This is a genomic window from Pontibacillus yanchengensis Y32, assembly GCF_000770635.1.
GTDB classification, from domain to species: Bacteria; Bacillota; Bacilli; order Bacillales; family BH030062; genus Pontibacillus; species Pontibacillus yanchengensis.
Genome location: NZ_AVBF01000007.1, coordinates 1 through 12,700 on the forward strand (window position 1 = coordinate 1; position 12,700 = coordinate 12,700).

The following is a 12,700-nucleotide window of genomic DNA, read 5'->3' on the forward strand; positions in this document are numbered from 1 at the left end:
TAATTACTTGAGGCTAGTTATGTCCCAGCCCCTTCTTTTTTTATTGCTTAGGAAATTATAAAATTCAATGCATGTGTATAACTAAAAAAGTGATGTGGCCACGTCCAGCTCCAGCGCCCAGCGACTAGCAAACTTCCTGCTCCTCCTTACGATAAGTCAACATCGAATCGCTACCGCTCTTCGTGTTTCCTTTCGGCCTACAGGACGTAGGTTGGTTCGATGTTGCTACGTGATGTAGCGGTTTTAATCGAACTTCCATAGAGTTAGGACAGTTTGTACGTCGCTAGCAGGGCGCCCCGAGCTTTTGTTCTTAATGAATGTGTCAAGTTTAGTAGCTGTTATCTGAAATTCTGAAATTAAAATACTTTAGTAGTCCAATCTTCACAATTCCAAACATCCGTCACAATATCCTGATAAAAATCAGGTTCATGGGAGATGAGTAGGATGCTACCTTTATATGCTTGAAGAGCACGCTTAAGCTCAGCTTTCGCGTCGACATCCAAGTGGTTTGTAGGCTCATCCAATACAAGCAGGTTGGTTTCTTTGTTCATAAGCTTGCATAAGCGAACTTTTGCTTTTTCTCCTCCACTTAGCACCTGTACTTTACTCTCAATATGCTTAGGTGTTAACCCGCAACGCGCTAGTGCAGAACGTACTTCAGCTTGGTTGAAGTGTCTGAATTCATTCCAAACCTCTTCTAAGCACGTTTCATTATTTTCGAATTTCAATTCTTGTTCAAAGTAACCTATTTCGAGATGATCACCTAATTCCACCGTTCCAGAAACAGGTTGAATCTCACCTAGGATGGAACGAAGTAGTGTGGTTTTACCAATTCCATTGGCACCAGATAGTGCAATCTTTTGACCTCTTTCCATTTCAAGGTTAAGAGGTCTTGATAATGGTTCGTTATAGCCTATTACAAGATCTTTTGTTTCAAACAAGTATTTACCAGGAGTACGCGCTTGCTTGAAGTCGAATTTTGGCTTAGGTTTTTCACTAGAAAGCTCAATTTTATCCATTTTATCGAGCTTTTTCTGTCTGGACATAGCCATTTTACTTGTTGCAGCATTTGCTTTATTACGTGCGACGAAGTCTTTTAGTTGAGCAATTTCTTTTTGCTGCTTTTTATAGGCAGCTTCTAGCTGTTGTTGCTTCATTTCATAAACGCGAAGAAATTCATTATAATCTCCTGGATAACGAGTGATGGTTTGATTCTCCATGTGATAAATTAAATTTACTACGCTATTTAGGAAAGGTATATCGTGAGAAATGAGAATAAACGCGTTATCGTATTCTTGTAAATAACGCTTTAACCATTCTATATGCTCAACGTCCAAGTAGTTAGTTGGCTCATCAAGTAGTAAAATATCTGGTTTCTCAAGCAGTAGCTTAGCAAGCAATACTTTGGTACGTTGTCCACCACTTAGGTCATGGACATCGCGTTCAAGACCAATATCATCCAATCCTAGTCCTCTAGCTACTTCCTCAACTTTTGCATCAATAATATAGAAATCGTTGTTGGTTAGAGCATCTTGCAGTTTTCCCGTTTCTTCTAACAATGATTCTAGCTCTTCAGGCTCAACTTCCCCCATTTTAGCAAATAACTCATTCATTTCTGTTTCCATATCGAACAGGTATTGGAAAGCTGTTCTTAATACATCACGCATCGTCATACCAGGTTTAAGATCAGCATGTTGGTCTAAGTATCCGACACGGACGCGTTTAGACCAATCAACTTTTCCTTCATCTGGTTGAAGCTTGCCTGTAATGATATTCATAAAGGTTGATTTACCTTCTCCGTTTGCTCCAATGAGTCCGATGTGTTCTCCTTGTAGCAAGCGGAACGATACATCATCAAAGATGGCACGGTCCCCAAAACCATGACTCAAATTACTTACGGTTAATAAACTCATATATATACACCTTACCTCATTTTCTTAGTCATCCTTATCCATTATAAAGGTCTAAGCTAATAACCGATAGGGGGAGGGATACTTTTCTTCATGAAAGCCCATACAAAACCTACCATAAATTTACAAAAGTGATTTCGTATTTTTAGTAAACGCTACTAAAAGGGATGGAGGTAAATGTATTATGAGTGTGATAGAGGTACTAGTTAGAATTCTTCTTACATTTATTGTCTTACTTATACTTACCAGGGTGATGGGGAGGAAGCAAATTAGTCAATTAACATTCTTTAATTATGTTACTGGTATTAGTATTGGCACAATTGGAGGAAGTCTTACCATAGATGAAAATTTAGAAATGGTTACTGGATATACCGCATTAATTGGATGGAGTGCACTTACGGTGATTGCCGGACTTATTAGTATTAATTCCAAGAGCGTAAGAGATATAATGGATGGACAACCAGTAGTTGTGATTAAACAAGGCAAAATTATGGATGATGCGTTAAAAAGACTGCGTATGGACTTGGATGAAGTGGTGTTATTGTTGCGAAACAAGGATGTGTTTTCTATACAGGATGTAGATTATGCAATTATGGAAACGAATGGTAAACTTTCCGTACTAAAAAAAGAAGGGAAATTACCTGCAAGTAGAACTGATGTAAATGCTGCATCTACTCCACCACAGTTTCCTTTGCCAACATCCATTATTATGGGAGGCAATATTTTAGGGAAGAACCTGCGTGATTTAGGATTAAGTGAGGAATGGTTGTCCGCTCAATTACAACAGTTGGGAATAAAAACTCCTGAAAAGGTTTTTTATGCTGAACTCCAAAAAGATGGTTCCATATATATAGATGAATACAACGATGAGGAGAAAAAACGCCTTTTCTGAGATTATCAGAAGAGACGTTTTTTCTCCTTGTATTGTCCACTACATAAAGATAGGTAATGTGAAAATTACAGAGCGAAGTACAGTCTGCCGCAGTTTGTGCGTCGCTAGCAGGGCGCCCCGAGCTTTTGTTCTTGTCTAGGAAATTATAAATTTCAATGCTTGTGTATAACTAAAAAAGTGAAGTAGCCACGTCCAGCTTCAGCGCCCAGCGACTAGTATGCTTCCCTCGCCTCCGTACGATAAGTTAACATCGAATCACTTCGTTCTTCGTGTTGCCTTTATCTCCTACGGCTCAGTCCAGCATATACGTCGCTAGACGGGCGCTTGCGCTTTTCTTGTTACAAAAGCTTTTCCATCGTTTTTTTAAAATCTTTCATTTTTTCATCGGGTTGCAATTCAATTTGATGGTCCTTGCGGTTCCAATCTCCTTTTGATTCTTTAGCAATTCCTACCTCTTTTCCTGTTGAATCGTTAATTACGCCTTCTCTCTCTCCATCAGGATGAGGAGACGTCTGAGAATGAGTGTTTTGTTTTTGGTTTGGCATGTAATCGCCCTCCTTCTTTGTTAACTTAAGTAGTTTTAGTGAAGATATTCTATATCTAAAGAGAATTTTGTTAGGACTTATTTTTCACATCATCTCTAAAGAGAGGGAGACCTATGGACTGGTTATATTAAAAAATTCCAACTTAAGTTTTAATTGGAATTTTTTAAAAATTTCAAATAGTGATTCAAATTATGTGCACTTATCGTTATAATAAAGTTAAGTCTAAGCAAAAAGAAGGGGGTTTTGTAATGGAGCACACGATAGAAAAACCATGGAGTCGTCATTACCCTGAACAAATTCCAGCATCTCTAACGTATGATGAGAAGCCTTTGCAGTCATTTTTGGAGGAAAGCGCTCAAGCATATCCTGAAAAGAAAGCGCTTCATTTTCTAGGGAAAGAAATTACGTTTCATGAGTTATATGAGCAAGTTAAGGCTTTCGCCAGTTATCTTCAAAAGCTAGGTTTAGAAAAAGGTGATCGAGTAGCTATTATGCTTCCGAATACGCCACAGTCTGTTATTAGCTATTATGGTGTACTGATGGCTGGTGGAATAGTGGTTCAAACCAATCCTTTATACATGGAAAGGGAATTGGAGTATCAACTTAAAGATTCTGGTGCAAAGATGATTGTATGTTTAGATATTTTGTATCCAAAGGTTTCAAATGTGAAAGCACGTACGGATTTACAGCATGTTGTTGTAGCAAGTATTAAGGAATATCTGCCTTTTCCGAAAAACATGATTTATCCATTCATACAAAAAAGACAATATAAGCTAGTTGTAAATGTGGAACATAATAAAGATACACACGTATGGAGTCGTGCATTAGAAGAGGCGTCTGGTGAGGTAGCAGCTGTAGACATTGACCCTAAAGAAGATCTAGCACTACTTCAATATACAGGTGGAACCACAGGATATCCTAAAGGTGTTATGCTGACTCATTCTAATTTAGTATCAAATACTCAAATGTGTAAGGCTTGGTTGTATAAGGCAAAACAAGGAGAAGAAATCGTTTTAGGTATTCTCCCATTTTTCCATGTATATGGCATGACCGCAGTTATGAATCTTTCTATCATGTTTGCATCAAAAATGGTTTTATTACCTAAGTTTGAAGTGGAAGATGTATTAAAAACAATCCAAAAACAAAAGCCAACCTTATTTCCAGGAGCTCCAACAATTTATATAGCTCTATTAAATCATCCATCTTTATCTAAATACGACCTCTCTTCTATAGAAGCTTGTATAAGTGGTTCAGCGCCACTACCAGCTGAGGTACAGGAGCAATTCGAGAGAGTGACAAATGGAAAGCTAGTAGAGGGATACGGCTTAACAGAATCATCACCTGTTACCCATTCCAATTTTGTATGGTCGAATCGCGTTAGCGGTAGTATTGGCGTACCGTGGCCAGATACGGATGCTAAAATTTTTAAACCAGATACAACGGAGGAAGTGGAAGTAGGGGAAATAGGAGAAATTGCCGTGAAGGGTCCACAAATTATGAAAGGGTACTGGAACCGCCCAGAAGAGACTGACAATGTTTTGCGAGAAGGCTGGCTGTTAACTGGTGATTTAGGATACATGAATGAGAATGGTTATTTCTTTGTAGTAGATCGAAAAAAAGATATGATTATAGCAGGAGGATATAACATATATCCACGTGAAGTAGAAGAAGTTTTATATGAACACGAAGGTATTCAAGAAGTGGTTGTTGCAGGTATTCCAGATCCTTATCGAGGAGAAACGGTTAAGGCTTATGTTGTATTAAAACAAGACTACTCATTAACGGAAGAGGAATTGGATCAATTTTGTAGAAAGCATATGGCAGCCTATAAAGTACCTCGTATATATGAATTTAGAGAAGAATTACCGAAAACAGCAGTTGGGAAGATTCTAAGAAGAGCATTAGTAGATGAAGAGAAAAAGAAGCAATCTATAGACAATCAAAAGACTGTTTGAGCCTTTGGCTCTTTTTTCTTTGGTGATAAAAGGACAAGTCTAATACTCATGATTGACAGGAACAATGCAGTTTTGTAAAATATAGATGAATGATGATTCATTCATTTTTCAGAGGCATGAGGTTAGACAGAGTTAGGGGATCGATTATGAAAAAAAACAAACCAAAATACAAACAGATTATAGATGCAGCTGTAGAAGTCATTGCTGAAAATGGATATCATTCTTCACAAGTTTCTAAGATCGCCAAAAAAGCTGGCGTTGCAGATGGAACAATCTATTTATACTTTAAGAACAAGGAAGATATACTTGTGTCCCTATTTCAAGAAAAAATGGGGCAATTTATCGAAAAAATAGAGGAAGAAATACAAACAAAGTCGAATGCAAAAGAGAAGCTTCTTTCAATGGTAGAGATGCATTACAGTCAACTTGCTAAAAATCATCAATTAGCTATTGTTACTCAGCTAGAGTTGCGTCAGTCAAATAAAGAACTTCGACTAAAAATTAATGATGTATTAAAGCGGTATCTAGAAGTCATCGATCATATAGTGCAAGAAGGAATGGATGAGAAACATTTTGACCCATCCTTAGACATGCGACTCGTTCGACAGATGGTATTTGGAACCCTGGACGAGACTGTTACCAATTGGGTGATGAACGAGCAAAAGTATGATTTGATGCAACAGGCTAATGGTGTCCATCAACTTCTTATAAATGGATTATCACAATCAAGGGAATAAAGGAGGAACATTTAGTGGACCATCTTCAATTTGAAACAAAAGAACAGGTGGCTGTTCTTACAATTCAGAGCCCTCCTGCTAACGCACTAGCTACTTATATTTTAAAAGATTTAGCCCAGGCGTTAGATCACATTGAGCAGGATAGCACTATTAAAGCAGTAGTGCTTAAAGGAGAGGGAAAGTTCTTTTCTGCTGGTGCAGACATTAAAGAATTCACTTCATTGCAAGCAGAGAGTGAATATAGCAATCTAGCAAAACAAGGGCAACAATTGTTTAATCGTATTGAAAACTACCATGTCCCTGTTATTGCTGCAATACATGGTGCTGCGCTGGGTGGAGGCTTAGAGTTAGCAATGTCTTGTCATATGCGTATCGTTACAGAGAGTGCCAAGCTAGGTCTACCTGAATTATCTTTAGGGATTATTCCAGGCTTTGCTGGTACTCAACGCCTACCGCGATATGTCGGGCAAGCAAAAGCTTATGAAATGATTCTTTCAGGTGAACCAATTAGTGGAGTGGAAGCCGCTTCCTTAGGTTTAGCAAATCATGCTGTTGCTGATGAAGAATTGGAAAGCACAGTTATGACCCTTGCTGGAAAAATTACATCGAAGAGTGGACCATCTATCCATGCTGTTATGCGCTTATTGCCATACACGTTTACATCGAATTTTGAAAGCGGTTTATCAAGTGAAGCTGATGAATTTGGTAAAGTGTTTGGTAATGATGATGCCAAAGAAGGCGTTCAAGCTTTTATAGAAAAACGCAAGCCACAATTTAAAGACCAATAGAACTAGGGGGTAAGGTTATGAATATTTATGTTCTGATGAAACGTACATTTGATACTGAAGAGAAAATTGTGATTGAAGATAGTCGTATTGAAGAAGAAGGCGCTGAATTTATCATTAACCCTTATGATGAATACGCAATTGAAGAAGCAATTCAACTTCGTGATGAGCACGGTGGAGAAGTTACGGTTGTTACAATCGGAGGAGAAGATGCAGAAAAGCAACTGCGAACAGCACTTGCTATGGGAGCAGATAAATCCGTGTTGATTAACACAGAAGACGATGTGGAAGAGGGCGATCAGTACACAACTGTTAAAATTTTAGAAGCATTTTTTGCTGATAAAGATGCTGACTTAATCTTAGCTGGTAATGTTGCGATTGATGAGGCGAGCGGACAAGTTGGACCTCGCTTGGCTGAACGTATGGATATCCCGTATGTAACAACAATCACAAACATTGAAATCGATGGAGAAACGGTACACATTGAGCGTGATGTTGAAGGTGATGTAGAAAAAATTGATAGTTCATTACCGTTACTCGTTACATGTCAGCAAGGCTTAAATGAGCCTCGTTATCCGTCACTACCAGGAATTATGAAAGCGAAGAAAAAGCCTCTTGAAGAGCTCGAACTAGATGATCTTGACTTAGAGGAAGATGATGTAGAAATGAAAACAAAAACAATTGAAATTTATTTACCACCTGAAAAAGAAGCAGGAAGAGTTCTTGAAGGGGAAGTAGAGGACCAAGTAAAAGAACTTGTAACGCTTCTACGTGACGAAGCAAAAGTACTATAAACATCTTTCATACTGAACAGCTATTAAGAAAGGGGAATCTTTATGAGTCGAAAAATGCTTGTAATTGGGGAAGCTCGTGATGGAGCTCTACGTAATGTTACATTTGAGGCGATTGCTGCCGCTACGAAAGTAAGTGATGGCGGAGAAATTGTCGGAGTACTATGCGGTTCGGAAAACCTCGAAGAAATGGGTCAAGAAATGGTTTACTATGGTGCAGATCGAGTTGTAACCGTTCAAAATAATAAATTAACTACCTATACTTCAGATGGATTTGGTCAAGCTGTAATGGCCGTTATAGAGGAAGAAAAACCAGAAGGTATTATAATGGGGCATACAGCTATAGGAAAAGACCTGACTCCTAAGCTTGCTAGTAAGCTTGAAACAGGTTTGATTTCAGATGCAGTGGATATTGAGGAAACTGGGGAAAATATGGTGTTTACGCGCCCAATCTATTCTGGTAAAGCATTTGAGAAGAAAATCATAACAGATGGATTAATGTTTGCGACGATTCGTCCGAATAATATTAAAGCGCTTAATCGTGACGATAGCCGAAGCGGAAGTGTTTCTGCTAAAGAGGTGGATATCGCTGACTTACGCACGATTATTCAAGATATTATTCGAAAGACATCAGATGGAGTGGACTTATCTGAAGCGAATATTATCGTAGCTGGTGGTCGAGGTGTGAAAAGCGCAGAAGGCTTTAAACCACTAGAAGAATTGGCAGACGTATTAGGTGCAGCGTTAGGAGCCTCACGTGGAGCGTGTGACGCTGAATATTGCGATTACTCTCTACAAATTGGTCAAACTGGTAAAGTTGTAACACCTGATTTATATATTGCGTGTGGTATTTCAGGCGCTATTCAGCACTTAGCAGGCATGTCAAACTCCAAAGTCATAGTGGCCATAAATAAAGATCCAGAAGCAAATATCTTTAATGTAGCTGATTATGGCATTGTAGGAGATCTTTTTGACGTAGTTCCTAAGTTGACAGAGCAAATTAAAGAGATTAAAGTCAATTCTTAATCAACAATTTAAAGCACTGTAATATACTCTATTACAGTGCTTTTTACTTTTATATTTACGCAAAAAGCGAATCTGTGAGCAAGCTCTTTTCCATAACATAAGGAGAATGTTATTATTTGTTATGGGTAAGGTAATTATAAACAGATTATTAGCGTGTGGTATATGAAAGTGATATACTTTATAAAGAAAATCTAACAAACAGAAGTTATTTAGGAGGAATTCACATATGTCTATCGTACATGCAAGCGACCAAAATTTCCCTCAAGAAACAGGAGAAGGTCTAGTACTAGCAGACTTTTGGGCACCATGGTGCGGACCTTGTAAAATGATCGCTCCTGTACTTGAAGAACTAGATACAGAAATGAGCGACCAAGTTAAAATTGTAAAATTAGATGTAGATGAAAACCAAGAAACAGCAGGTAAATATGGCGTTATGAGTATCCCAACGCTACTGCTTTTCAAAGATGGTAAAGTAGTGGATCAAGTAATTGGTTTCCAACCAAAAGAATCACTAGTAGAACTAATTAACAAACATTCTTAATCCAAAATACACTTGATCTTGAAAAACAGCCTGGTCTCCAGGCTGTTTTTTGTATGTGAACTCTGCTTTTAATAAGAGTGTATTTTCTGCTTCAAGAATTTGTTGGTTAGAAAGGTGGAAACATACTAAACTGTAGAATAAGAACATCACCTTTCATGAGGTAGTGGAGATTCGTGCTATACTATTAGCATGGTGTTAAACGGGGGGAGAGTGATGACAGTGCATGAAAACATCAAAGAAAAACTCGCCGTTCTACCAGATCAACCAGGGTGCTATCTTTACAAAGACAAGCATGGCACTGTGATCTATGTCGGCAAGTCAAAAGTATTAAAAAATCGCGTTCGGTCCTATTTTACTGGTGCGAATGATGCTAAAACGCAGCGTTTAGTGCAGGAGATAGTAGATTTTGAATACATTGTCACTACTTCTGAACTAGAAGCGTTAATTTTAGAAATGAATCTAATAAAAAAATATGATCCTAAATACAATGTACTTCTAAAAGATGATAAAACGTATCCTTATCTAAAAATTACATCAGAGAAACATCCAAGACTTATCGTGACTCGTAATATAAAAAAAGATAAGGGAAAGTATTTTGGACCTTATCCAAACGTTATTGCAGCAAGGGAAACAAAAAGGTTGTTAGATCGTTTGTACCCTTTACGGAAGTGTAATACGATGCCTGATCGAGTATGCTTGTATTATCATATGAACCAATGTTTAGGACCTTGTGAATTTACAGTTACTCAAGAGCAAAATCAAGGTATCGTTAATGAGATTACGAAGTTCTTAAATGGTGGACACAAGGAAATCAAAGAGGACTTGAAAGGGAAAATGTATCAGGCATCAGAGGATATGGATTTTGAACGAGCGAAAGAACTTAGAGATCAAATGCAGCACATTGATTCTGTAATGGAACAGCAAAAAATGACGTTAAATGATCAAGTTAATCGTGATATATTTGGCTATTCATATAATAAAGGTTGGATGTGCGTTCAGGTATTCTTTGTTCGTCAGGGCAAGTTGATTGAGCGTGATGTCTCTATATTTCCTTTTTTCGATGATGCTGAAGAAACATTCCTTAGTTTTATCGGTAGGTTCTATCTTCATAAAAACCATCCAAAACCTAAACAGGTACTCGTGCCAGTAGGTGCAGATAAAGAAATGTTAAAAGAGTTGTTAGAGGTAGATGTTCACATTCCAATGAGGGGCAGAAAAAAAGAATTAGTTGAATTAGCCCAAAAGAATGCACAGATTGCATTGGATGAGAAGTTCTCATTAATTGAGCAAAATGAAGAGCGTACGATTAAAGCAGTGGAAGATCTAGGGGAACGACTGCATATTGAAGTACCACATCGTATTGAAGCATTTGATAACTCTAATATTCAAGGGGCGGACCCAGTTTCAGCAATGGTCGTTTTTACTGATGGTAAACCCGATAAGAAGGAATACCGAAAATATAAAATTAGAGATGTGCAAGGTCCTGATGATTATGACACGATGCGTGAAGTCATTCGCCGTCGATATAAACGAGTTATAAAGGAAGGATTGCCTCTTCCAGATTTAATTTTAGTTGATGGTGGTAAGGGGCAGATGACTGCTGCTCAAGAAGTATTGGAAAATGAGTTAGGCTTGGATATACCATTATGCGGGTTAGCAAAAGATGATAAGCACCGTACTAGTGAATTACTATATGGTGATCCACCCACAATGGTAGACATGGATCGTCAGTCTCAAGAATTCTATCTTATTCAACGTATTCAAGATGAAGTTCACCGTTTTGCTATTTCCTTTCACAGGCAATTACGAGGAAAAGGTGCTATTCAATCAGAATTGGATGAGATACCTGGGGTAGGGGAAAAAAGACGTCGTCTACTACTGAAGCACTTCCAGTCGATTGAGGGGATAAAAAATGCAGAGATTGCAGACTTCACAAAATTAGGAGTCCCTACCAATGTAGCACAAGTTATACTTGATCACTTAAACCAAGAGCCAGATCCACAACAAGAAGAAGAACTTTAAACAAAACACCCTGTCTCTCATAGAAGTGACTAGGGTGTTCATAGTTTATCAAGCCTTTATGTGACTACTTCAAAGCTTACAGTTTGGTTGCGTTGATCAGTTTCATAGGCACATTCTGCTTGTTTTTCTTTTAAAAGAGTGATTTGTTCTGCTAGGAACCCAGCTTCTAGCTTGTAAGAATAAGGCGGATTATAAGTTAAGCGCTTGGTAGTTAATTCTCCTTTTAGGGAAAAATGATACTCGTTCTTTTTTTCCTTTTCTAAGGTGATATGATCCCATCCCATAGTCGTAAAGAACGTTTCAATTTCATCTAAAGACGCACAAGGGTAATAACGTGCTAAGTTTTTGCCCATTATATAAAGAATGGTATCTGATTCTTTTCCCAATAAATCAGGAAGAAGCTGTGTTCTCAATACCTCATGCCCGATCAAAGAAGAAGGGATGTCTTGATATTGGTCGAATAGATTTGCGATTTGATCATTCATTTTGTTCATCCTCTCTATCTTCTTCTCATTATTACAGGCTGATAGGGGTATGCGCAATGGATAAAGATAGCATAATTAGAGAAGATAAACTATCTAGGAAATCCCATTCAAGTCTTTAGACGTATAGAGTGTCAGATGTTAAGATATAGAGTATTACGTTAAGTAACCCTGTTAACGTTTTCCATTCTAATCACCAATTTAGCAACAAGTTTTCTTGACGCTTACAGACTATAGAAGTACAATAAACGTGTCACAAATTGTACTTTTTTACAGGCAATGTGGGGGAGGAAAGCATTCCTCTATTTTTTTAATCGTTTGTAAAGCGCTTTATTGTCTGAAAAGTGTGCATACCAAAAATAGGATTTACTTATTTACTGAGGGGGGTAAACGTCACAAATGGCAGCGAACCGAGAGTTTTTGTATCGAAGATTACATTCATTACTAGGGGTAATACCAGTTGGACTATTTTTAATCCAACACTTAGTTGTTAACCATTTTGCAACACGTGGACCAGAAGCATTCAATAGTGCAGCACACTTTATGGAGAATCTTCCATTTAGGATTGTGTTAGAATTATTTGTTATTTTCATCCCATTGTATTTCCACGCTATTTACGGAGTGTACATAGCTTTTACCTCCAAGAATAACGTATCATCTTACGGATATTTCCGTAACTGGATGTTCTATCTGCAAAGGATATCAGGTATCATTACACTGATTTTCGTAACTTGGCACGTATGGGAGACTCGTATCCAAGCAGGGCTGGGAAATGTTGAAGTAAACTATGCATTAATGGAGAATATTTTGGAAAATCCATTTATGTTGGTTTTTTACATAATTGGTGTGATTTCGACAACGTTCCACTTTGCTAATGGTTTATGGTCATTCTTAGTGTCTTGGGGAATCACAATGTCTCCACGTTCACAGGTTATATCAACGTATGTAACACTAGGCGTATTTGTATTGCTTAGTTACGTAGGAATAGCTGCAATACTAGCATTCGCATTGTAA

General features: G+C 37.9%; 11 protein-coding genes and 1 pseudogene. 9 read left to right on the plus strand and 3 right to left on the minus strand.

The genetic code is table 11. The features are described from left to right. Positions 1 to 356: 356 nt before the first annotated feature. Positions 357 to 1,913, minus strand: a complete 1,557-nt coding sequence (gene abc-f / locus N782_RS04050) for a ribosomal protection-like ABC-F family protein (RefSeq protein WP_036816496.1) — start codon at positions 1,911 to 1,913, stop codon at positions 357 to 359. Between the two features lie 181 nt (positions 1,914 to 2,094). Between abc-f and N782_RS04055 the strand changes: the two genes are divergently transcribed. Continuing rightward, positions 2,095 to 2,802: a DUF421 domain-containing protein gene (locus N782_RS04055; RefSeq protein ID WP_036816497.1), complete on the plus strand. Its 708-nt coding sequence runs from the start codon at positions 2,095 to 2,097 to the stop codon at positions 2,800 to 2,802. A gap of 338 nt (positions 2,803 to 3,140) precedes the next feature. Here the strand turns inward: N782_RS04055 and N782_RS04060 are convergent, their stop codons facing one another. Next, the gene (locus N782_RS04060) at positions 3,141 to 3,347 is read right to left on the minus strand and encodes a hypothetical protein (RefSeq protein ID WP_036816500.1); all 207 of its coding nucleotides are present in this window, start codon (positions 3,345 to 3,347) and stop codon (positions 3,141 to 3,143) included. Between the two features lie 248 nt (positions 3,348 to 3,595). Between N782_RS04060 and N782_RS04065 the strand changes: the two genes are divergently transcribed. The 7 genes and pseudogenes from N782_RS04065 to uvrC all read left to right on the plus strand — a co-directional run bounded on the left by N782_RS04065 (position 3,596) and on the right by uvrC (position 11,204). After that, complete coding sequence (locus N782_RS04065) at positions 3,596 to 5,302, plus strand: long-chain-fatty-acid--CoA ligase (RefSeq protein WP_036816503.1); 1,707 nt, start codon at positions 3,596 to 3,598, stop codon at positions 5,300 to 5,302. Positions 5,303 to 5,448: 146 nt separating this feature from the next. Continuing rightward, positions 5,449 to 6,039, plus strand: a complete 591-nt coding sequence (locus tag N782_RS04070; protein ID WP_036816505.1) for a TetR/AcrR family transcriptional regulator — start codon at positions 5,449 to 5,451, stop codon at positions 6,037 to 6,039. A gap of 14 nt (positions 6,040 to 6,053) precedes the next feature. After that, positions 6,054 to 6,827, plus strand: coding sequence for an enoyl-CoA hydratase (locus N782_RS04075; protein WP_036816508.1), 774 nt, complete (start codon positions 6,054 to 6,056; stop codon positions 6,825 to 6,827). A gap of 17 nt (positions 6,828 to 6,844) precedes the next feature. Then, a complete protein-coding gene (locus tag N782_RS04080) occupies positions 6,845 to 7,618 on the plus strand; it encodes an electron transfer flavoprotein subunit beta/FixA family protein (protein ID WP_036816511.1) in 774 nt (257 codons plus the stop codon). 42 nt (positions 7,619 to 7,660) lie between these two features. Beyond that, entirely contained in the window at positions 7,661 to 8,641 is a 981-nt protein-coding gene (locus N782_RS04085; RefSeq protein ID WP_036816514.1) for an electron transfer flavoprotein subunit alpha/FixB family protein, read from the plus strand. Between the two features lie 208 nt (positions 8,642 to 8,849). Then, a pseudogene (gene trxA / locus N782_RS04090) lies at positions 8,850 to 9,182 on the plus strand (thioredoxin); the annotation flags it as partial. A gap of 219 nt (positions 9,183 to 9,401) precedes the next feature. After that, on the plus strand, positions 9,402 to 11,204 hold the full coding sequence (uvrC, locus tag N782_RS04095) for an excinuclease ABC subunit UvrC (RefSeq protein WP_036816680.1): 1,803 nt from the start codon (positions 9,402 to 9,404) through the stop codon (positions 11,202 to 11,204). 56 nt (positions 11,205 to 11,260) lie between these two features. Here uvrC and N782_RS04100 read toward each other — a convergent pair whose 3' ends face one another. Then, complete coding sequence (locus N782_RS04100) at positions 11,261 to 11,689, minus strand: YslB family protein (RefSeq protein ID WP_052111165.1); 429 nt, start codon at positions 11,687 to 11,689, stop codon at positions 11,261 to 11,263. Between the two features lie 396 nt (positions 11,690 to 12,085). Here N782_RS04100 and N782_RS04105 point away from each other — a divergent pair, with 396 nt between their 5' ends. Next, positions 12,086 to 12,700, plus strand: a complete 615-nt coding sequence (locus tag N782_RS04105; protein ID WP_036816521.1) for a succinate dehydrogenase cytochrome b558 subunit — start codon at positions 12,086 to 12,088, stop codon at positions 12,698 to 12,700.